Raw genomic sequence first — 22424 nt, 5'->3', positions numbered from 1 at the left:
AGCCGGGGAGTACACTTCTCCCACTCCCCTACAGAAGCCTCCAGGAGACCTCATGAATCGTCGCCGTTTTGTGCAGTCTGCAGGAATCGCCGCGGCTTTTCCGTTCGTGTTAGAGCAACCTGCCGCACAAGCCGAGTCGTCTACAGCCACGTCCGCCAAAGAGGGGCGTGTGCTTCCGGCCGGTCAGGATATCTTCGGCGCAACGCGCTCGCTGGGATTCAGCCATATCGCTTTCAAGGTCTCAAGCAAAGAGACCAACGGCAATCTTTTTGTCTTTCAGCACACCGACATGACCCCCGGCGGACCTCACCTGCACTTGCACTTCGCGCAGGAGGAATGGTTCCACGTCGAAGAAGGCGAGGTCCTGTTTCAGATAGGCGAAAAGCAGATGACGTTGAAGTCGGGCGACACCGTTCTGGTGCCGCGCAACACGCCACACACCTTCAGCGCTATGCCAGGGCGGCTGGCCAAAATGACTATCGCATTCTCTCCTGCCGGAAACATGGAGCAGTTCTTCATTGACAGAGCGCGCCCGAATCCAATCAACCGCGACGCAGGGTTCTACGGCGGGAAAGTGCTGGGGCCGCCACTTAAAACGACGTGATCGTGTGAAAAAGCGCGATGCCGAAACGGATGGGCGAGAAAGATGACAATAACGAATGTGGATCGTGTTGGGATGGTTGGATGGCGAGTGAGAGATTGTTTGATCTGACGGGGCAGGTGGCTTTGGTGACTGGCGCGAGCCGGGGGCTGGGGCAGTACTTTGCGCGGGCTTTGGCGACCGCTGGGGCGAATTTGATTTTGACGAGTCGGCGGCGTGAGGATACGGCTGCGTTTGCCGCGGAGATGGAGGCGCTGGGGCGCAGGGTGGTGACGCTCGATCTGGATGTGCGCGATCAGGCGAGCATCGAGCGGATGGTTGCTGCGGCGGAGGCGGCGTGTGGGCAGATTCATATTCTGGTGAACAATGCCGGGTGCAATGTGCGCAAGCCTGCGCTGGATGTGACGTGGGATGACTGGAATCTGGTGCTCGATACGAATCTGCGGGGGAGTTTTTTTGTTGCTCAGGCGATGGCGCGCGGGATGGTGAAGCATGGGTATGGGCGCATCATCAATATCGGGTCGGTGACGAGCGTTGCCGGGTATGCGGGGCTTGGTCCGTATGGCGCGAGCAGGGGCGGGATTAAGCAGTTGACGATGAGCCTAGCGGATGATTGGGGTAGGTATGGGATTACGGTGAATTGTCTGGCTCCGGGGTGGTTCAAGACGGCGCAGAATCAGGTGATGTATGAGGATCCGGAGTGGGTGGAGTATCTGGTGGATCGGATTCCGATGAAGAGGCCTGGGGAGCCGCGCGATCTGGATGGGGCTGTGGTGTTTCTGGCTTCGGAGGAGAGCAGGTATGTGACCGGGCAGACGCTGCTGGTGGATGGCGGGATTTCGACCGGGGCTACGCGGGCTACGGTGCGGAAGAAGACTTGATGGGCATGGGTTCGATTTTGCCGAGCAGGAAGATGTATCCGGCGATGCCGATGAGCAGGTAGATGCCGGGGACGCTGAAGGCTCGGGCGAAGGATTGGTGGCCGGCTACGAGATAGCCGGTGATGATGGGGGCGGCGATGCCGGAGAGCTGGTTGGAGAAGTTGATGATGCCTCCGACTGCTCCGACGCTGTTGCGTGGTGAGATGAGCGTGAGGATCGACCAACCGACGGGTGCGGCTGCGGAGAGGCCGCCGATGGAGAGGCTGATCCAGAAGAGGGCGTCTGCTGCGGTTTTTGCGTGCGCTGCGCCGACGATGCCGAGGCCGCAGGCGGTGCCGCCGATGAGGACGATCTTGCGGACGAGATTGCCGTTCGAGCCGCGCCGGACGAGGGCGTCGACGAGCAGGCCGCCGATGAAGAGGTCGGTGAAGGTGGCGAAGAGCCAGGGGATTCCGGTGTAGAGGAACGAGTGGAGCAGGTCGATGTGCAGGGCTTCGGAGAGATAGCTGGGTAGCCAGGTGAGCAGCAGGTAGAAGACGTAGTTGTAAGCGCCGAAGCCGAGCGCCATGCCGATGACCTTCGGTTGACGGAGCAGGGTGGAGAGCGGCTCGCATTGTTCGTGGGAGAGCTCGGCGTCTTCGTGATGGATATATTGCCGCTCGGTGGCGGTGAGGCCGGGGTCTTCGGTGGGGTCGCGGTAGATGCGCCAGAAGAGCAGGAAGTAGAGGAAGCTGATGACGCCGGTGGCGGCGAAGCTCATGCGCCAGCCAATGCGGAGGAGAAGGATTCCGATGAGCGGGACGCCGATGGCGGAGGCGAACTTGGCGGCGGAGTCGAAGAGCGATGTGGCGAAGCTGCGTTCGTTGGGCGGGAACCAGTAACCGATGGCTTTGGCGTTGGCGGGGAAGGTGGGAGATTCGCCGATGCCGAGTGCGAAGCGCGCGCCGAAGAGGCCTCCGAGCGTGGGTGTGAGGGCGGCGGCGAAGGAGGCCATGCTCCAGAGGAAGGTGCTGACGCGGCCGACGCGGCGGATGCCGAAGCGGTCGAGCACGACGCCGATGGGGAGTTGGCAGGCGGCGTAGGTCCAGTTGTATGCGCCGGAGAGATAGCCGAAGGTGATGGCGGAGATGCCGAAGGTGGTGTGCAGCGCGGCTTGCGAGACGGAGAGATTGACGCGGTCGAAGTAGTTGACGAGGACGCCGAGGCCGAGCAGCCAGGCGATGCGCCAGCGGCGGCGGGGGATGTGGTTTTCGGTCAGCGCCGCGGTTGCCATCAGAGAAGTGCCCGTCTCATGGTGTGGGTCGATGAACTTACACTAGCTCTTTTTGCGAGCTGTGTCTTCTATTTGTGCTTGCCGAATAAACCACCGAGTGCGTTGGAGAGCGGGCTGTTTGTTGTGGAGGGTTTGGTGAGGCTTTGAATTGCGTTGCCTGCTCCATTGCGCAGGAGGTTGTTCATATTGGGCGAGAAGGTGGGATTGGAGGTGGTGCCGCCGATGGCTACCGGGACGCCATTTTTTAGAGCGTTGCCTGCGACTCCGCCGATTCCACCGACATTTGCTGCGCCGAGGAGTTGTCCTGCTATGCCTCCGCCTGATGCTGGCTGGCTGCTGCCGGAGAAGAGTGTGGGTTTGACTACGATGTTGTAGTTGAGTGCGCCGGTGGCGCTGACGGTTCCGGCTCCGCTAGCAGTGCCGAGCGAGGGGACGTCGAGGGTGAGGTTGTCGGTGCGGATGTTGCCGCCTTCGACGTGAATGTTGGTGCTGAAGGAACGGATGGAGGTGGCTGAGCCGGATTTGGCTCCGGTGAGTTTGGTGATGGGGCCGAGTTTGGAGTTGAGGTCGAAGCCGGCGAGGCTGGTGTTGTCGACGCGGACGGGGCCGTTGAGGAAGGGAGCTGCGGTGGAACCGGTGACGGCGAGGGTTGTGGTGAGGGTTCCGCCCTGGAGATGAGAGCCGCTGGGTAGATGGACTCCGACGGAGGGCAGGAAGGCCTGGAGTTCGTCGATGGGCATGGACTGGCCGTTGATTTGAATGTTGAGTGCGGTGGTGGAGCCGCTGGTTTGATACGTGCCAGCGATGTTGACGACGGCTTTGCCGATGGTGATGGTGCCTTTCTGAATCTGGCCGGTGAGCGCTCGAACGTTTTGCGCGACGGTGAGCTGTACGTTGACCGGCTTAGGCGATGGCGATCCGTTTTTGGCGAGTTGCAGGTTCTGCGCGGTTGCGGTGACATCGGCGTTGAGGATCTGGCCGTTGGAGTTGGCTTTGAGGTCGACATCGGCGAGGCCGCTGATGCCGGTGTCGGGTGGTACGACTCCGCTGGAGGCGAGGTCGATGTGTTTGAGCGTGCCCTGGACGGTGAAGGGTGTGACTGAAGCGTCACGCGGGTCGACGGGACCGGCGTTGCCGTTGAGCGAGATGTTGCCATCGCCGGGAACGTGCGCGGAGGCGGTGAAGGGGAAAGATTTGTCGAAGGCGAAGTTTGTGACCTTGAGATTGAGCTGGTCGTAGGTGTGGGGCGGGATGGCAGGTGCGCCTGGAGAAGACTGCGTGTCCACGGTCATCTTGCCGTTGGTGATAGCGATGTGGCCGACGGTGAGGTTGGGGATGAGCGAGCTGGATTGCTGATTGGCGCTGGTGCTTTGTTGTGCTCCGCCGATGGTGGAGTAGTTCCAGGTGCCGTTGGCGGCGCGGATGAGAGTGATGCCAGGCGAGTCGAGGTCGAAGCCTTCGATGTGAAGCTGATGGTGGAAGACAAGCGGGATAACATCGACGTTGATCTTGAGGCTTGAGGCGTGGAGGAATGGCTGCGAGCTGAAGGCTGGGTCGTCGGCGATGGTGGCGTCCTGCGCTTCGAGGCTGCCTGAGAGGATGGACAGGTTGAGCTTGCCGAGAGTGACTTTGCGGCCGAGTGAGTTGGTGAGAGCCGTTTCGATGCGGGCGCGGAAGCTGTCGGCGTTGAGGAAGAGCGGGACCGAGAGGATGGCGAGGATGATGAGGACGATAATGCTTCCGATGGCGATGAGGATGGGGCGGCGAGGGAGTGCCATTCGAGACGCCTTTCATTCGGATTGACGGTATCTCATCTGATGTGCGCGATGGAGATAGAAGTTTACCCCCGTGCGATGACTTATGGATGAAGAGGGGTTGTTTGAAGGGCTAGCGTTGTAGACTGGGGCGTTTGATGAGGGAGGTTTGGATGCGCCTGGAAATTTTATGGAGTGGTGTGGCCGCGGTTGGGCTGGTTTGTGGCGTGGCTGTGGGACAGACTGGCGTGACGAAGGATTCGAGCGTGATTGCCGCGGATGGGACGGCGCATGTGACGCGCGTTGTGCCGGTGCCGGAGACGATCAGCGCGGAGGCGCAGCGGTTTATTGGGCGGCAGGAGTCGGATGAGTTGAAGAAGCCGACCGTCGCGCAGCAGCGTGCAGGGACCGATGCGTGGCAGGCGGCGGCGGGGAAGGCGTTTGAGGCGATGTATCCGGTGCATGTGGGAGCGGACACGATTGCTGGCGTGCCGGTGCGGGTGGTGACTCCGCTGACGATGCCGGAGGCGAACCGTGGGCGGGTGCTGATTAATCTGCATGGCGGCGGATTTGTGGTGGATTCGGGATCGCTGACCGAGAGTGTGCCGATTGCGAACCTGACGCAGACGAAGGTGATCTCGGTGCTGTACAGGATGGCTCCGGAGCATCCTTTTCCGGCTGACGTGGATGACGCGGTTGCGGTGTACAAGGAAGTGCTGAAGACATACAAGCCGGAGCGGATTGCGATCTATGGGACATCGGCGGGCGCGATTTTGACGGGCGAGGTTGCGGTGAAGCTGAAGCAGCTTGGGTTGCCGCTGCCGGGGGCGCTGGGGATTTTTTCAGGGATGGGTGACTTCAGCCGGGTCGGAGATTCGCAGGCATTGTTCGCTCTGAATGGGCTCTCGGGGCATCTTGATCCGCCGGCAAAGCCACCGATTCTGCCGGAGTATGTCGGAACGACCGACGCGCGCGATCCGGTGTTATCGCCGGTGTTTGCGGATGTGCATGGGTTTCCGCCGACGTTGTTTATTACCAGCGAGCGGGACCTGCTGCTGAGCGGGACGACGATTCTGCATCGCAAGTTTTTAGCGGATGGCGTGGATGCGCGACTGGTGGTGTTCGAGGCGTTGCCTCATGCGTTCTGGAATAATCCTGAGCTGCCGGAGTCGAAGGATGCGGTGAGGATGATGGCAAACTTCTTTGATCGGGAGCTGGGGAAGTGAGAGCGCTGTAGGAATATTTATCCGACGAGGTGGCCCATCTTTTCGCGCTTGGTCTTGAGGTAGCGCTCGTTGGTTGGCTCGGTGGGGACCTCGGCGGAGATGCGCTCGGTGACTTTGATTCCGGCCTGTTCGAGGGCTTCGACTTTGGCGGGGTTGTTGGTGATGAGGCGGACGCTGGTCACGCCTAGCTGCCTGAGGATGGCGGCGGGCAGCTCGAACTCGCGGCAGTCGGCTTTGTAGCCGAGCTCGAGATTGGCTTCGATGGTGTCGAGGCCCTGGTCTTGTAGTTCGTAGGCGCGGAGCTTAGCCATGAGGCCGATGCCGCGGCCCTCCTGCTGCTCGTAGAGGAGGATGCCGGTGCCTGCTTCGGCGATGGTCGAGAGGGCAAGCTCAAGCTGCTGGCGGCAGTCGCAGCGCAGGGAGTGGAAGACGTCGCCGGTGAGACATTGGGAGTGGATGCGGACGATCGGCGGGGCGGAATGGATTTCGCCCATGACGAGCGCAACGGCGTCTTCGGTGCGTGTCGGCGTGGATGGCGCGGAGTCGTTGCAGGGGGAGGAGTTGTCGAATATGCCCTGGAAGCCGAGGATGCGGAAGTGTCCCCAGCGGGTGGGGAAGTCGGCGTCGGCGACCTTTTTTACGCTCGTAAAGGGCATGGCCTGATTATACGTTTCGGCTGACATGGACATTGGATTCGCGGGCGGTGCGGTTTGATGCAACCGCCGTGGCGCGGCGATTTTTCCGATGGCGGATGTTTGCTATTCTCGCGGTACGTTCTACGAAGAGGCTGGAGAAGATGCTGCTGGAGTTGCGCGCGGAAAACTATGCGGTGATCGACCGGGCTTCGGCTGCGTTTGGCGCGGGGCTGAACCTGCTGACAGGCGAGACGGGCGCGGGGAAGTCGATCCTGATCGATGCGCTGGTGCTGCTGCTGGGTGGGAAGGCTTCGGCTGACGTGGTGCGGCATGGCGAAGAGAAGGCTGTGGTGGGATGCGTCTTCGAGATGACGCCGGGCGCGGCGGCGATTTTGGAAGAGAACGGCATCGACGCTGAGGGTGATGAGGTGCTGCTGCGGCGGGAGATTCTGGCGAACGGCAAGGGTCGCGTGTTTGTGAATAATCAGCCTGCGACGGTGGGGGTTTTGCGGCAGCTTGCGCCTGAGCTGGCGCTGGTGCACTCGCAGGGCGAGACGATGACTTCGTTTGACCAGGCGCAGCAACGGCTGTTGCTGGACCGGTTTGGCGGGATTGCGACTGAGGGCGTGGCTGCGACGTTTGTTGCGTGGAAGGCTACGCGGGCGAAGCTGGAAGAACTGCTCTCGGATGAGCAGGACCGGTTGCGCATGGCTGACTTGTGGAGGTTTCAGAGCAAGGAGATTGAGCAGGCCGGGTTGAGCGCTGAGGATGAGGATGCGCAGCTTGAGGCGGAGAAGCGCGTGTTGAGCAACTCTGAGCGGCTGTATACGGCGGCGATGAGTGCGCATGAGGTTTTGTATGAGTCGGAGAACTCGGCTGAGAGCGCGCTGGGGGCTGCTCTGAAGCATGTGGAGGAGTTGGCGAAGTTTGATGCGCGGTTTGTGGGGCCGGCGCAGCAACTGGCTTCGGCGAAGGCGGCGGTGGAGGATGTCGACGCCGAGGTGCGGGAGTTTGCTGAGAACATCAACGCTGCTCCGGGGCGTTTGGAGGAGATTGAGGATCGTTTGGCCGCGCTCGATCGGCTGAAGCGGAAATATGGGCAGACACTGGCTGAGGTGATTGCGTTTGGTGCGGAGGCTTCGCGCAGGCTGGCTGAGGTGGAGAACCGCGATGCGCTGATCGAGGAGTTGAGGGCGAAGGAGAAGAAGGAGGCTGCGGCATATGAGGCTGCGGCAGGGCAGTTGTCTGGCGTGCGTGCAGAGGCGGCGAGGCGGCTGGAGAAGTTAGCGGTTGGGCAGATCAATGATTTGGCGATGAGTACGCGGTTCAGCGTGAAGGTCGCTCCGCTGAAGACGCAGGAGCACTGGACTTCGAACGGGTGGGATGACGTGGAGTGCTTGATTGCGACGAATGCGGGTGAGCCATTGAAGCCTCTGCATGAGATTGCTTCGGGTGGTGAGATGTCGCGTGTGATGCTGGCGCTGAAGGTGACGGTTGAGGAGGCTGTGTCTGGTTCTTCGGGTGGCAAGAAGAAGACGGTTTTGCCGCGCACGCTGGTCTTTGACGAGATTGATATTGGTATTGGCGGGCGTGCGGCGGAGGCGGTGGGACGCAAGCTGAAAACGCTGGCGCGGGGGCAGCAAGTGTTGTGTATTACGCACCTGCCGCAGATTGCGGCGTTTGGTGACCAACACTTTTTGATTGAGAAGACGGAAAAGAAAGGGCGGACGCAGACGGGGATTCGCTTGATGGATGATGCGGAGCGGACCGAGGAGATTGCTCGGATGTTGAGCGGGGCGAAGCTCACCGAGACGAGTCTGAAGCATGCGGAGCATCTGCTGGCGAGCAGCCGGTAGAGGCACATTCGCCTTGACTGGGACGATGAAACTGGGACGATAATTTGAGCCAATCAAAACCTCCAGGGCAGATCGCTGTGCTGTCCACTTTGCCTGTGGCATCCGATGATGGAAGCGTGATTACCGCGTGGGAGGAAGTCGGATGACTGAGAATACAGGGACGAAAAAGTGCGCGATGGAAGGTTGTCTTTGTCAGGTGAAGGACGGAGAGAAATATTGTTCAAGCTATTGTGAGAATGCAAAAGGCTCGACGACGCTGGAATGCGACTGTGGGCATCCGGCTTGTGCGAGGCAGAAGCTTTGAGTTGCAGCCGCTTCTGCGATGCAGCTAAGTAAAAGAAGTTGCAAATCTGGCGCGATTTGAGTGCATTTCGCGGTGTCGTCGAAGGTGCACGAAATGCACTGAGAGGGGTTCAATTTTGCGCTATTTGTTTGCCGAAATTGGTATACTCAGAGGGTGACTACGACCATCCTTGACCATGCTGCTGTTGCGGAAGACGGCAACGCGACCAAGACCAAACGTGTACTTCTCCTGAAGCCCCGTGGCTTCTGTGCGGGTGTAGTGCGGGCCATCGACGTGGTGCGGATTGCACTGGAGACGTTTGGCGCACCGATCTATGTTCGCAAGGAGATCGTTCATAACAGCTATGTTGTGAACGACTTGGCCAAGAAGGGCGCAATCTTCGTCAATGAACTGGACGAGGTGCCTGAGGGCGCACGAGTGATCTATTCGGCGCACGGGGTTTCGCCTGCGGTGCGTGAGCGCGCCAAGGAGCGGGGGTTGAAGGTGATCGATGCGACCTGTCCGCTGGTGACGAAGGTTCATGTTGAGGCAATCAAGTTTGCCAAGCAGGGCTATTCGCTGGTGCTGGTGGGACATCGCGACCACGAGGAAGTGGAAGGTACGCAAGGGGAAGCGCCAGAGGTGACGCAGGTGGTTTCGACTGTGGCCGAGGTGGAGGCGCTGGTGGTACCTGACCCGAACAAGGTCGCCTATCTGACGCAGACGACGCTCTCGCTCGACGAGGCGCGGTACATGATTGAGGCGCTGAAGCGGAAGTTCCCCAATATTGTGGGCCCGCATGCGCAGGACATCTGCTACGCAACGGAGAACCGCCAGACGGCGGTGAAGAATGTGGCGCATGGCGCGGACCTGGTGCTGGTTGTGGGTTCGCGGAACAGTTCAAACTCGAACCGTCTGGTTGAGGTTTCGAAAAACCTGGATACGAACTCGTATCTGATTGATTCGGCGGACGCGATCAAGCCGGAGTGGCTGGATGGCGTCGACACGGTAGCCGTGACGGCCGGGGCTTCGGCTCCGGAGGTCCTGGTGCAGCATGTTGTCGAATATCTGCTGGAGCGGGGCTACGGCTCTGTGGACGAAGTGGAAGTAATGCCGGAGAATGTCCGGTTCGGCCTGCCGCCGGAGATTGTGCAGGCGATTGCGTCCGCTCCGCCAGCCGCTCAGTAGAGAAGCGCAGATAGAGAGTTTGGTGTCAATGGATACATCTTCACGTAATCCGGTGGTCGGAAACCAACCGGCACAGCCTCGCTTTGGGCGTATGGACCTGGGGCTTGAGCATGTGCTGGAGGGCATTCGGAAGTCGAAGGACTGGCTGCTTGGTCAGCAGCACGAGGACGGCTACTGGTGCGGGGAACTCGAAGCAGACAGCATGCTCGAGTCCGATTACATCTTCATGCATACTCTGTTGGGCACGGGCGACCGCGGCAAGATGGAGCGTGCGGTTAATGAGATTGTTCGGCACCAGAATGATGACGGTGGCTGGAGTCTGTATCCGGGCGGGCCATCGAATATCAGCTATGGGGTGAAGTGCTACTTTGCGCTGAAGCTGATGGGATGGTCAGCGGACCATCCTCGGATGGTGAAGGCGCGGGAGTGGGTGTTGGCTCACGGAGGCGTCACTGCGTGCAACACCTTCACGAAGATATATCTCTGCGCGCTGGGACAGTACGATTACGATGCCGTGCCTGCGATTCCGCCGGAGATTGTGCTGTTTCCGAACTGGTTCTACTTCAATCTCTACGAGATCTCGTCGTGGTCGCGCGGCATTCTGGTGCCGCTGTCGATCATCTATGCGAAGAAGCCTTTCAAAAAAATTCCGCCGGAACAGGGAATTGAAGAGCTTTTTGTTGGCGGACGGAAAAACTCTAACCTGCACCTCAAGTGGGACAAGAAGAGCCCGATCAGTTGGCGCAACTTCTTCCTCTTTACGGATCGGATGATTCACTGGTTTGAACGAGTGCATATTCGTCCGTTGCGGACTATTGCGATTCGCAAGGCTGAGAAGTGGATGCTGGAGCGGTTTGAGAAGTCCGATGGCCTGGGCGCGATTTATCCGGCTATGCTGAACGCAATTGTGGCTTTGCGGTGCTTGGATTACTCGCTCGACGATCCGCAGATGATTCGCGCGATAGATGAGTTTGAGAAGCTCGGGATCGATTGCCCGGACGGCGAGCCAGGCTATCCGACGCCGACGTTCCGGATGCAGCCGTGCTTTCCCCCTGTGTGGGATACGGCACAGGCGATGTATGCACTGGGCGAGGCTGGTGTTTCGCGCAGCGATTCGCGCATGTTGAAGGCTGCCGACTGGATTCTGTCGAAAGAAGTCCGGATGAAGGGCGACTGGGCCGAGAAGGTCAAAAACTGCGAGCCCGGTGGCTGGTACTTCGAATTCAACAATGAGTTTTATCCGGACGTGGATGATACCGGCCAGGTGTTGATGGCGTTGAACTGCGTGGACAATCCGCGCGAGCGCTACCAGTACGAGGTCTGTCAGCGGGCGATTAACTGGGTATGGGCGATGCAGTGCAAGAACGGCGGATGGGCCAGCTTCGATAAAGACAACACGAAGATGATCTTTCAGTACATTCCGTTTGCCGACCATAACGCGATGCTCGATCCGCCGACGGTGGATATTACGGGCCGGATGCTGGAGATGCTGGCGCTCTATGGCTATACGCGCAAGGACCCGCGCGTTGAAAAGGCCGTGCAGTTCATTCTGAAAGAGCAGGAGCCGGACGGAAGCTGGTTTGGCCGCTGGGGCGTGAACTATTTGTACGGCACGTTCCTGGTGCTGCGTGGCCTCGAAGCGATGGGCATGTGGAACCACGAACCTGCGATTCAGCAGGCGGCGGAGTGGATTCGCATGGTGCAGAACGCCGATGGTGGATGGGGTGAGACCTGCGGAACCTACGATGATCCATCGCAACGCGGTGTTGGCCCGAGCACGCCTTCGCAGACGGCTTGGGCCGTGCTGGGGCTGCTTGCTGCAGGAGATACGCGTTCGGATTCTGTGGCTAAGGGCGTGCGATGGCTGATTCAGCACCAGCACGAGGATGGAAGCTGGGACGAGCTGGCCGCTGGACGCAACGGCGAAAGTTATTACACCGGGACGGGGTTCCCGCGCGTCTTTTATCTGGGGTATCACTTGTATAAGCAGTACTTCCCACTGCTTGCGCTGACGACCTACCGTCGCGCGATGGAGAGGGAAGCGGAAGAGGCAGCATAAAAGATTTTGCCGCGCACGCCTGGTTGGTTGCGCGAAGGATTTGAAGGAGACAACGGATGGCAGTGCCAGTCTCGCAAGCCTGGACGGTTGCATCGTATGTTTTGACGCAGAAGCTGAAGGGACGCAAGCGGTATCCGCTGGTGCTGATGCTGGAGCCCTTGTTCCGCTGCAACCTGGCGTGTGCAGGTTGCGGAAAGATTCAGTACCCCGCGCACATCCTGAAGCAGGAGCTGACGCCGGAGGAGTGCTTCCGCGCGGCGGAGGAATGTGGCGCGCCGATGGTCTCGATTCCGGGTGGTGAGCCTCTGCTGCATCCGCAGATGCCGGAGATTGTCGCTGGGTTGGTGGCTCGCAAGAAGTATGTCTACATGTGCACGAACGCGCTGCTGCTCAAGGAGAAACTGCACCTGTTCAAGCCGAGCAAGTATCTGTCGTTCTCGGTGCACGTGGACGGGCAGCGTGAGCACCATGACTTCTCCGTGTGTCGCGAGGGTGGATACGATATCGCGATGGAGGGGATTCGTGCAGCCGTCGCTGCTGGCTTCCGTGTGACGACGAACACGACGCTGTTTGATGGAGCGGACCCGAACTCAGTGCGCGCGCACTTCGATGATCTGATGGCTGCTGGTGTTGAGAGCATGATGGTGTCGCCGGGTTACACGTACGACAAGGCGCCTGACCAGAATCACTTTCTCGGTAAGGCGAAGTCGCGGCGTCTGTTCCGCGCGATTCTTTCGAACCGTAAGAAGTCGTGGCAGTTCAACACGCACCCGCTGTTCTCTGAGTTCTTGATGGGCAAGCAGAACTTTGAGTGCACGCCGTGGGGCATGCCGACGTTCTCGATCTTCGGCTGGCAGAAGCCTTGCTATCTGCTGCAGGATGGCTACGCGGACACCTTCAAGGAGTTGATGGAGGAGACCGCGTGGGAGAACTACGGCGCGAAGAGCGGCAATCCGCAGTGCGCCAACTGCATGGTGCATTCGGGGCATGAGGCTTCGGCGGTCGATTACAACTTCAGCTCGCTCAAAGGATTTCTGGTCACGGCGAGGAAGTATATGTTTCCCTCGGCCTATCCCGATCCAGATGCGCAGAAGCTGCTGAATGAGTGGCGGCCCGAGCACTCTGGTCCGCTCGTGCAGATTCAGTCGAACAATGCAGTGAACGATGAGCTTCAGGAAGTTTCAGGAGATTAGGCAGCATGGCGACAGAGCAGCAGGAACACCTGAAGATTGAGCAACTGCGACAACACAATGCTGACGAGATTGAGACTATCGCTGGACGCGAGAAGGAGAATCTCGAAGGTTGGATTCCCACGCTTGCCAGTGACGCTGAGGTGCGTGATGCGCTTGAAAAGGCATTCGACTATCGCGGCGACGTGACGATTACGCGCAAAGACGGCTCGCAGGTGACGGGGTATCTCTTCGACCGCCGCACTGGTTCTTCACTAACGGATTCATTCGTGCGTGTCATTCCAACCAATGAGCGCGTTAAAGTGAACGTGGTTTATGCAGAGATTGCTGCGCTTGCCTTTACTGGTCGCGACAACGCTGCGGGCAAGAGCTTCGAGGCCTGGGTAAAGAAATACTGGGAGAAGAAGGTTGCGGGAGAAAAGAATATTCGGATCGATCCGGAAAAACTGGATTGAAACAGAGCTTTGGTATGAACTAAGCCGTGGGTCTTAATCGGGCCCACGGCTTCTTCTTCGAAGATCAGGATTAGGGACGAAGCGTGCGCGTATTTATTACGGGAGCGACAGGGTTTGTCGGTGGCCATGTGGCTCGGCACTATGCAGCCGAGGGTGCTGAACTGCGCCTGCTGACGCGGCAGACCAGCCGCCTCGACTCGCTTGCTGGATTGAATGCAGAGACTGTAGTGGGTGATCTGCGCGAACCGGAGAAACTACGCTCGGCACTCAACGGTTGCGATGCGTTGGTGCATGTGGCTGCGGACTATCGCCTGTGGGTGCGTGACCCGAAAGAGATGTATGCCGCAAACGTCGATGGCACGCGCGAGTTGCTGCGCCTGGCCCGTGAGTGTGGAGTCGAGCGCGTCGTCTACACATCGAGCGTGGCGACGATGGGCTTCAAGGCCGATGGCACGATTGTGAATGAGGATACGCCGGTTTCGCTTGCCGATATGATTGGGCACTATAAGCGATCGAAATTTCTCGCGGAACAGGAAGCGATTCGCGCCGCGCAGACTGGCCAACATGTGATGATTCTGAATCCGACGACACCGATTGGTCCCGGTGATGTGAAGCCGACGCCTACGGGCCGGATCATCGTTGACTTTCTCAATAAGAAGTTTCCTGCTTACGTGGATACAGGGCTGAATCTGGTCGATGTCGATGAAGTGGCGCGCATGCATGTCGTTGCTCTCGATCGTGGAACTCCCGGCGAGCGCTACATTCTGGGCGGAGAAAACCTGACGCTGAAGCAGATTCTTGATCGCATGTCGTCGATTACGGGTTTGCCTTCGCCGAAGATGAAGGTGCCTCATGCAGTAGCGATGGCCTTCGCGTTCTTCGATGAGACCATCACCGGCAAACTGCGCGGCAAAGAGCCGCGTGCGACTGTGGAAGCCGTTCGCATGGGGAAGAAGATGATGTTTGCTTCGTCGGCGAAGGCAGAGCGTGATCTTGGTTTCAAAGTGCTGCCGATCTATCAGGCGCTGCGTGGAGCGATTGATTGGTTTGTTGCGCATGGATACGCGCCGGCGCCAGAAAAGCAGCCGCTATGAGCGAATGTGTGGGAATCATCGCTGCTCTGCCTCGTGAGATCAAGCCGCTGGTGCGTGGCTGGCGCGAGGAGCGACTGGCGGGTCGAGTCCGCGTTTATACGAAGGGCTCGGCCGTTGTTGCATGTGCAGGGATGGGGGCTGCGCGTGCGACCCTGGCTGTTGAAGCTGCGATGGCGACCAAGCCGATCACTCAGTTGCTGTCGGTCGGGCTCGCTGGAGCGTGCGACCCGGCGCTGCGGGTTGGTGAGATGGTGCGTGCCGGCGTTGTGATCGATGCGAAGTCGGGGGAGCGATACAACGATTCGCGTTACAGCCAGGTGCTTGTCACAGCGCAGGTAGTTGCTGGTGTAAAGGAGAAGCGGAGGCTCTACGAATCCTACGGCGCGGCCGCGGTAGACATGGAGGCCGCGACAGTTGCGCGGCTTGCTTCAGCACGCGGTGTTTCGTTTAGGGCGGTGAAGGCGATCTCCGACGAGGCGGACTTCGAGATGCAGGATCTCGCGCGATTCGCCACGAACGACGGGCAGTTTCGGGATGTGGCTTTTGCCGCTTACGCTGTGGTGCGTCCGAGGCTCTGGGGGAAGGTGGCTGTGCTTGCGCGCAACAGTAGCCGCGCGGTGGAGGCGCTGACGCGCGAGCTTCAGGCGATACTGGATTTGTATCAGGTAAGAGGATGAGATTTTGAAGATGGATAACATTCCGAAGACAATGCGAGCCGCAGTGTATCGCGGCGTGAATGATGTGCGCGTGGAGACGGTGCCGGTGCCGGAGATTACTGCTGGCGAGGTGCTGGTGAAGATTGACACGTGCGGCATCTGCGGCACAGACCTCAAGAAGATTCATACTGGTTCGCACAGCGCGCCTCGTATCTTCGGGCACGAGATGGCTGGCACCATAGTCCAAGCTGGCGAGGGCGTGAGTGGCTTCGCTGTGGGCGACCGTGTGATGGCGTATCACCATATTCCCTGCGGCGAATGCTATTACTGTCGCAAGAAGACCTTCGCGCAGTGTGAGACCTACAAGAAGGTTGGCTGCACCGCTGGTTTTGCGCCTTCGGGTGGAGGCTTTGCCGAATACATCCGCGTGATGGACTGGATAGTGCGGCGTGGTCTGGTGAAGGTTCCAGATGAGATTCCGTTGGAGCAGGCGGCGTTTCTTGAGCCGGTGAACACATGCTACAAGGCGATTGAGTTGCTTGGGCTTCAGCGTGATGAGACTGTGCTTGTCATTGGACAGGGGCCGATTGGGATTCTGCTCGCTGCGCTTGCGAATCGAACAGGAGCGACCGTTCTAACAAGCGATCTTTATGCCGAGCGTCATGCCGTTGCGGCAAAGTTTGGATTGAAGCATCCGTTGGATGCGCGCAGAGATGTGGTGACTGCTGCGAAGGCTGCAACGGAGGAGCGCGGCGCAGATGTCGTTCTGCTCGCAGTCGGTGGCAATGCGCTGATCCAACTTGCGATGGATGCTGTGCGCCCTGGCGGGCGTGTGATGCTGTTTGCCGCGACACAGCATGGTGAGGCACCGTTTGATCCGGCTGCGGTCTGCATGGATGAGAAGACGCTGATGGGTTCGTACAGCGCGTCCGTTGCGATTCAGGACGACGTGACGCGACTGGTCTTCGAGGGTTATACGAATGGCTTCGACCTGACGCCGCTCATCTCGCACCGCTTTTCGCTAGAGAACGCAGTTGAGGCGATCAATCTGGCATCGCACCCGCAGGCGGACTCGCTGAAGATTGTGATTCAGCCTGGACGCTAGGCTGGCTCACTTGGTCGACGTGAACCCTCAGATATTCCGCTCAACATTGCGGATGGGAAGTGCTTGGCGAGAAACACAAGCTCAAGATGAGTCAGAGTAAGAAGCCAGGTGAGTCTCTGAACAACATTGACATCGAGCGATTCATGGAGACGTTCAAAGGTGTCCAGAAACTCTAATCGCAATGCGCCATAATTCCACGATAAGTGCTGATCGAAAGACCACTTCTCGTCTTCTGTCTCGATAAATCCACACACCTGAGCAAGAGAGAAGAACTGATCCATGCCTGACCTTACGGTGTCAGAAACATAAACGATCTCGTCTGTGGGAGGATTCTCTCCAAATTTTTCGAGAAAACTATTGAAATCCCGAGCGATGCGAATTGTTACGTGCAGATCTTCAACGTCAAACTTGTCAAAAAAGCCGCAGGATCCATCTAAAATCATCTTCTCGATGTGGTCTACGATATCCATCGTCCAGCTTCCTCGCTTCGTGCAAGAGAATGCCAGCTAGAGCCTGGGCGCTAGTCGCCTTTGCGCTTTTTGATCTCGACGTTCAGGCGCTTGATCTTCTGGTTGAGGGTGGAGAGCGGGATCTTGAAGTATTCGGCGGCTTCGGTCTGGTTCCAGTGACAGCGTTCCAGGCGGTCGGCGATGATGCGGCGTTCGATCTCTTCCATGACATCGAAGAGAGAAGCGTTTGGCTCGTGATCGAGAATGCTGGCCGTGTAGGTGCTGCCTGTCAGTTGCGCGGGCAGCAGGTCTGGTGTGATGGTCTGCGAGGTTGCCAGCACGACGCCGCGCTCCATTGCGTTTTCAAGCTCGCGGACGTTGCCAGGCCACTCGTACTCCATCATGACGCGAAGGGCTTCGGGTGAGAGAGTTGGCTCTGGTGTACCGTTTTCGCGTGCGTACAGTTTTAGGAAGTGCGAGGCGAGCAGCGGGACATCTTCGCGGCGTGAGCGCAGCGAAGGCAGTTCGAGACAGATGACGTTCAGCCGGTAGAAGAGATCTTCGCGGAAGCGACCTTCGCGCACGGCGTCCTGCAGGTTGACGTTGGTTGCGGCGATGATGCGGACGTCGACCTGAATCTCCTGCGTGCCGCCCAGGTGCATGAAGCGGCGGTCCTGGAGGACGCGCAGGATTTTGGCCTGCATGTCGAGGCTCATCGTGCCTATCTCATCGAGAAAGAGAGTGCCTCCGTTGGCTACTTCGAAGAGGCCCTTCTTAGCCGTGACGGCGGAAGTGAACGCGCCTTTGACGTGGCCGAAGAGGGTCGATTCGAGAAGATCTGACGGGACAGCGCCCGTGTTGACTGGCACAAATGGCCGGTCGCGGCGCGGTGAATTAGCGTGCAGCGCTTTGGCGATTAATTCTTTGCCGGTGCCGCTCTCGCCCTGAATCAGTACGGTAGAGCGGCTGGGCGCGACCTGCGCGATCAGGTCGAAGAGTCTCAGCATCGGGTCGCTTTTTCCGACGATGTTCGAGAAGTTGTATCGCTGCTTGAGCGTGCGCTTCAGCTGGACAACTTCTTCTTCTGCGCGGTGGCGTGCGATGGCGGCGCGAATGTCGGCGAGCAGCTTTTCGTTGTCCCAGGGCTTCTGGACGAAGTTCTCTGCGCCTGCTCGAATAGCGTCGACTACATTGTTGACCGTGCCGAACGCGGTAATCATGATGATCGGCAGGTTTGGCTGCATCTCTTTGATACGCGGCAGCAGGTCGATGCCGCTTTCACCGGGCAGGGCGAGGTCGAGCAGAAGCAGGTCGTACTCGTTGCGGGCGAGCAGGTCCATGCCTGTCGGGCCGTCTGCAGCCGCGTTGATGACGAAGCCTTCGAGCGTGAGCAGCGTGTCGAGCGATTCGCGGATGGCCGCTTCGTCGTCGATGATGAGGATGCGCGGATCGCCCACGATGCGGGCCCCCGGCTTTGCTGCTTGCTCGGAGGCGACTTCGGTGGTTTCAGGCATGAATTGTTCCTTTGTCGGCGTCCTGCAGACGGATGGAGGACGGTGCGGCTGTGGTCAGCGGGCGCGTGGCGGAGGCAGGGAACTCAAGCTGAAACGCAGTGCCCACACCTACTTCGCTTTCGACGTGAATCTTGCCGGCGTGTTCCTGGATGATACCGTAGCTTACCGCGAGGCCGAGACCTGTGCCTTTGTGCGCGCCGTCCTGCGGCTTGGTCTTGGTGGTGAAGAAGGGATCGTAGATGCGGTTGAGGTGCTCGCGCTCGATGCCGGCGCCCGTGTCTTGAATGCGGACGAAGACGCGTCCGGGGCCGTTGAATGTGGCTACGCGCAGCATTGCGTTATTCATGCCGAACATCGCGTCTTTCGCGTTGAGCATTAGGTTCAGGATGACTTGCTGGAGCTTGCCAGGGTTGCCGTGGATGCGCGCGAGTTGCGGGTCCAAGTTCGTTTCGACGCGGATCTGCGCGGTCCTGAACTGGTGATCGAGCAGGATAATCGTGTCGCGCAGCAGCTCGTTCAGGTCGACCGTGGTGAACTCCGAGCCGCTGGTGCGCGAGAAATTCAACAGGCCATTGACGATCTCAGAGGCCCGGAAGGTTTGCTGCGTGATCTTTTCTAGTACCGGCGCGAGACGGTCGTCATCACGCATGTGCTTGGTGAGCATCTGCGTGTAGCTGGAGATGACTGCCAACGGAGTATTGACTTCATGTGCGACGCCTGCGGCAAGAAGGCCGATGGAGGAGAGCTTTTCCGATTGCGTCAACTGCGCTTCGAGCTGAATGCGATCGGTGATGTCGTCCACCAGGACGATGCGTCCAACGGCAACGAAGTTCCGCGTGACCAGCGGTGCGATGGCGATATTGGCAACGCGCGTTTCGCCGTTTGGCAGGGCAAGGCGGAACTTGTAGAGCGTGTGTGTGCCCTGCTCTTCACGCACAGCGTTGAAGCGCGCGACGAAGTCCGCGGAGAAGACGTCGGAGACAGGCTGGTGCAGCACTGCGGAGCGGGTCTTCGCGTACATCGTCTCCATTTCGGTGTTCCAGCTTTCGATGCGGCCATCGAGATCGACCGCGAAGACGCCGACGTTGATCGACTCGACGATGTTCTCGTGGAACTCCTTAAGGCTCTCGAACTCGGTAATCTTCTGCTCCAGGCGCTGGTAGAGCCGCGCGTTCTGGATGGCGATGCCGATGTATCCGGCGAGCGTTTCGAGCAGCTCCATGTCTTCGCTGGACAGAAAGTCTCCGTCGTCGGTACGACCGAGTCCAATGATGGCAACTGTGCGTGTTCCACCGCCTTCACGATTGGCGACACGGCAGGGCAGGTAGTAGTTCAGGTCGAGCCGTCCGGCAGTGGCGCGCTGCGGCTCTGGCAGGCGAAGCACCTGCTGCGGATTCTCCAGGAAGATGTGATTGTGCGCGCCGGGACGGTCAAAGTCGAGGAAGCGTACATCGAGCGCGTCGAGGTCCGCTTCTTGCAGGTTCGTCAGGCCGTGCGAGGCAGCAAGATCGAAGTGCCGCGTGGCAGATTCGTCTGAGGCGAGAAAGACCGCGACGCGTGTGACCAGGAGCGTCTGCGGCAACTGCTCGACGATCGAGTCCAGCAGCGTCCGGAGGTCCGTCTGTGAGTTCAGGCTGCGGCCAAACTCGACCAGAGTCTCGCGGTAGTCCAGGCGCTTCTGGTCGAAGACGCGGTCTACCCGAGCTTGAATGGCTCGCTTGAGCGGCTCGAATGCAATCCCGGCGATGATGATGGCGACCAGCAGGCCCCAGACGCCGAGGTTCGAGAGACGGTTGTGTACCATCTCGCCGGTCAGCGCGACGATGCCGAAGTAGACTCCTACAAGCGCGGCTGTGGCCAGCGTATAGGTCACGCCGCGTTTGAAGATCAGGTCAACGTCCATCAGGCGATAGCGGACGATGGCCCAGCTGAACGTCAGCGGCAGAAACACCAGGCAGAGTCCGGCGATCTTGGTTTGCAGATCGGGGACGTTCCAGTCCGCCATGTAGGGAATCGCGTACAACAGCGTGAAGGGCGTGACGGCGAGCAGCGTTCCGCGCGTGAGCCACTTGAGCTGCTGGCGCTCGAGCGCAGTGTCGGCGCGGCGATAGCGGAAGCGGAAGACGACTGCGGCGATAACGTAATAGAGCGCCAGATAACCGACCGCAATCTGGTCCAAGCGGTGGTGCAGCAGCTCGGTGGCAGACCAGTAGCGAATCGCCGCATACTGGAGCACGATCAGGAAGATGCCGGGAATGTAGAGTAGCGAGCTGAAGATCTTGCGGCGCAGGCGCGCATGTTTGACCGCTGGGTGGTCGCCCGCGAAGCTGAAGGCAAAGTGCAGGAAGAGCGCAGGCTGCAAGGCTCCGGCAGCGATGTTACACCAGTAGATGATCTGGTCGAAGGTGTCGAGTTCTCCTGTGTACTTAAAGGCGTAAAGGACGAACGAGACCAGACAGAAGACGTAGAAATGCGTCGATTTGGGCGCGGTCCAGCGTCGAAAGAGAACGTAGATTCCGATGCAGAGGTAGACCAGCGCGATGAAGCGAAGGCCCTGATTGATGGAGCGATCTTTGGGCTCCAGGATGACCTGAATTGTCAGGGGCGTTGCGTTTTTCAGGCTGTCGGAGTTCGAAGGTGGACGCAGAATCGAGTAGGTTGCATGTGCCCAGGCTCCGCTGCGGAACATCTCGCGGACGAGCACGGCAAGCCGTGTGGTCTGGTGATCGTCGATGCTGATGAGAATGTCGCCGGTGCGGATGCCGGCGCGGTGCCCAGGCGAGGGCTTCGGGACACGCTGGGCCTGGAGACCTCCTGCGACCTCGGTCCACCAGATGCCGTCGGTGGGAACCTCGTAGCCGCGCTCCTGCTCAAAGTTGATCGCTGCCAGGACGCAGGCTGCCAAGGTCGCCAGTGCAAGCGCGATAGCGAGGATACGGGTTTGGGAGGAGGTGTTCATGCTAAACCCGGACGACTTTAACTACTCCCTGAGCACACCGGTTGCCAAACAGGAATATGCAAAGAAGGTGCATTTAGTTGGCACTTGTCCCGATTCGGCTACAGAAAATCATAACCCATCCCGAAATATATAGATGGGAATTTACTGGAATGAAACGAGAAACTGGTGCGTCTGCTCCTGCTGGATCCAACAAGAGCAGATTTGCGCTTAGCCGCGAACCAGGTCCTGGGCCAATTGTGCATACATTTCCACAGCTTCGAGCAGTTCTTTCTTGCTGATCTTCTCGTTCGGCGTGTGCGCCACGTGGATGGAGCCGGGGCCGAGCAGGAACGGTTCGCCCCAGGCGGTCAGCGAGGGGATATCGGTGGTGAACTTGGCGACCATTGTCGGCAGGTTGGCGACCTTTCTCATGCGGACGAAGGGAAGCTCCAGGCTGAAGGTGACGTCGGCGCGGTTGCCGACGGTTTTGATGATGGCCTGCTTGGTCTCTTCGGCGGGACTGACAAGACGGATGAGCAGGTGCGCTTCGGCTTTGTCGGCGATGACGTTGGGTGCGCGTCCGCCTTCGATGAGACCGATGTTCAGGGTCGAGGGGCCGATCTCCGGCTCGACAGGTAGAGGCAGCGCCTGGACATCGCGCAGGGCTTCGAGCAGTTTGTCGATGGCCGACTCACCGAGTTCGGGATAGGCGGAGTGCGCCATCTTGCCTTTCGCGCGGAGTTCGACGCGCAGTGCGCCCTTCGATGCGAGGGCGAGGCGGTTGTCGGTTGGCTCACCGTTGATGAGGAAGCGCGAACCCTTGGGCGACTTGTTGGCGACCTTTGCGCCCGCCGAGTCGCGCTCTTCGCCGACGACGAAGAGCAGGCCGACCTTCACGCCGGAGTCGCGGAGCCTGTCGGCAGCGGCGATCTGCGCGGCGATGATGCCTTTGGCGTCGCAGGTGCCGCGCCCGTAGAGGTACTCGTCGTCTTCGCGGCAGCCGAAGTAGGGTGGGACCGTGTCCATGTGGGTGGAGAGGACGACGTCGGGCGTGACGCCGGGCATGGCGGCGTAGACGTTGAAGCGTTCGCCGGTGCCTCCGCCGGGCGTGAGAGCGAGTTCGGGCTGGGACACTGGCATGCGCTCGACTGCGTAGCGCTGACTGGCCAGGAATTCGTGCAGGAAGGCGCCGGCGCGGCCTTCGTGATAGGTCGTGGACTCGATATCGACGAGCTGTCTCGTCAACTGAATTGGGTCGATTGGCATA

Annotated in this window: 18 protein-coding genes; 11 read left to right on the top strand and 7 right to left on the bottom strand. The window is 59.4% G+C overall.

The window, feature by feature from the left end; all coding sequences use genetic code 11:
- The first annotated feature begins 52 nt into the window (after positions 1-52).
- Together IEX36_RS05750 and IEX36_RS05745 are read left to right on the top strand one after the other, a co-directional pair.
- Positions 53-604: a cupin domain-containing protein gene (locus IEX36_RS05750; RefSeq protein WP_188758314.1), complete on the top strand. Its 552-nt coding sequence runs from the start codon at positions 53-55 to the stop codon at positions 602-604.
- Between the two features lie 80 nt (positions 605-684).
- Entirely contained in the window at positions 685-1482 is a 798-nt protein-coding gene (locus IEX36_RS05745; RefSeq protein ID WP_188758313.1) for an SDR family NAD(P)-dependent oxidoreductase, read from the top strand.
- Here IEX36_RS05745 and IEX36_RS05740 read toward each other — a convergent pair.
- Positions 1460-2755: an MFS transporter gene (locus IEX36_RS05740; RefSeq protein WP_188758312.1), complete on the bottom strand. Its 1296-nt coding sequence runs from the start codon at positions 2753-2755 to the stop codon at positions 1460-1462. The two genes, IEX36_RS05745 and IEX36_RS05740, sit on opposite strands and share 23 nt — an antisense overlap.
- 68 nt (positions 2756-2823) lie before the next feature.
- Positions 2824-4533, bottom strand: coding sequence for an AsmA family protein (locus tag IEX36_RS05735; protein ID WP_188758311.1), 1710 nt, complete (start codon positions 4531-4533; stop codon positions 2824-2826).
- 149 nt (positions 4534-4682) lie between these two features.
- Between IEX36_RS05735 and IEX36_RS05730 the strand changes: the two genes are divergently transcribed.
- A complete protein-coding gene (locus tag IEX36_RS05730; RefSeq protein ID WP_188758310.1) occupies positions 4683-5735 on the top strand; it encodes a GTSAG motif subfamily hormone-sensitive lipase in 1053 nt (350 codons plus the stop codon).
- 17 nt (positions 5736-5752) lie between these two features.
- Here the strand turns inward: IEX36_RS05730 and ribA are convergent, their stop codons facing one another.
- On the bottom strand, positions 5753-6391 hold the full coding sequence (gene ribA / locus IEX36_RS05725) for a GTP cyclohydrolase II (protein WP_188759851.1): 639 nt from the start codon (positions 6389-6391) through the stop codon (positions 5753-5755).
- Positions 6392-6531: 140 nt separating this feature from the next.
- Between ribA and recN the strand changes: the two genes are divergently transcribed.
- The 8 genes from recN (at position 6532) to IEX36_RS05685 (ending at position 16256) form a co-directional block, all read left to right on the top strand.
- Complete coding sequence (recN, locus tag IEX36_RS05720; protein WP_188759850.1) at positions 6532-8226, top strand: DNA repair protein RecN; 1695 nt, start codon at positions 6532-6534, stop codon at positions 8224-8226.
- A 457-nt stretch (positions 8227-8683) separates the two neighbouring features.
- Positions 8684-9697, top strand: coding sequence for a 4-hydroxy-3-methylbut-2-enyl diphosphate reductase (locus IEX36_RS05715; protein ID WP_188758309.1), 1014 nt, complete (start codon positions 8684-8686; stop codon positions 9695-9697).
- A 28-nt stretch (positions 9698-9725) separates the two neighbouring features.
- Positions 9726-11756, top strand: coding sequence for a squalene--hopene cyclase (gene shc, locus IEX36_RS05710; RefSeq protein ID WP_188758308.1), 2031 nt, complete (start codon positions 9726-9728; stop codon positions 11754-11756).
- Positions 11757-11812: 56 nt separating this feature from the next.
- On the top strand, positions 11813-12949 hold the full coding sequence (hpnH, locus tag IEX36_RS05705; protein ID WP_188758307.1) for an adenosyl-hopene transferase HpnH: 1137 nt from the start codon (positions 11813-11815) through the stop codon (positions 12947-12949).
- A gap of 5 nt (positions 12950-12954) precedes the next feature.
- Positions 12955-13401 (top strand): hypothetical protein, encoded by a 447-nt coding sequence (locus IEX36_RS05700; RefSeq protein ID WP_188758306.1) that lies wholly within the window; start codon positions 12955-12957, stop codon positions 13399-13401.
- A gap of 83 nt (positions 13402-13484) precedes the next feature.
- A complete protein-coding gene (hpnA, locus tag IEX36_RS05695) occupies positions 13485-14495 on the top strand; it encodes a hopanoid-associated sugar epimerase (RefSeq protein ID WP_188758305.1) in 1011 nt (336 codons plus the stop codon).
- Positions 14492-15172, top strand: a complete 681-nt coding sequence (locus IEX36_RS05690) for a phosphorylase family protein (RefSeq protein WP_188758304.1) — start codon at positions 14492-14494, stop codon at positions 15170-15172. The genes hpnA and IEX36_RS05690 overlap by 4 nt, the downstream gene beginning before the upstream one ends.
- Positions 15173-15182: 10 nt before the next feature.
- A complete protein-coding gene (locus IEX36_RS05685; protein ID WP_188758303.1) occupies positions 15183-16256 on the top strand; it encodes a zinc-dependent dehydrogenase in 1074 nt (357 codons plus the stop codon).
- Here IEX36_RS05685 and IEX36_RS05680 read toward each other — a convergent pair.
- From IEX36_RS05680 to IEX36_RS05665, 4 genes are all read right to left on the bottom strand, one after another.
- Entirely contained in the window at positions 16253-16726 is a 474-nt protein-coding gene (locus tag IEX36_RS05680) for a hypothetical protein (protein ID WP_188758302.1), read from the bottom strand. The two genes, IEX36_RS05685 and IEX36_RS05680, sit on opposite strands and share 4 nt — an antisense overlap.
- A 50-nt stretch (positions 16727-16776) precedes the next feature.
- Positions 16777-18219, bottom strand: coding sequence for a sigma-54-dependent transcriptional regulator (locus IEX36_RS05675; RefSeq protein WP_188758301.1), 1443 nt, complete (start codon positions 18217-18219; stop codon positions 16777-16779).
- Entirely contained in the window at positions 18212-21178 is a 2967-nt protein-coding gene (locus IEX36_RS05670) for an ATP-binding protein (RefSeq protein WP_188758300.1), read from the bottom strand. Before IEX36_RS05670 ends, IEX36_RS05675 begins: the two co-directional genes overlap by 8 nt.
- A 207-nt stretch (positions 21179-21385) precedes the next feature.
- Complete coding sequence (locus IEX36_RS05665) at positions 21386-22423, bottom strand: M20/M25/M40 family metallo-hydrolase (RefSeq protein WP_188758299.1); 1038 nt, start codon at positions 22421-22423, stop codon at positions 21386-21388.
- Position 22424 lies beyond the last annotated feature (1 nt).

This window comes from Edaphobacter acidisoli (genome assembly GCF_014642855.1).
Lineage (GTDB): Bacteria > Acidobacteriota > Terriglobia > Terriglobales > Acidobacteriaceae > Edaphobacter > Edaphobacter acidisoli.
The sequence above is the reverse complement of the archived record's forward strand: the minus strand, read 5'-3'. Positions and strand labels throughout refer to the sequence as shown.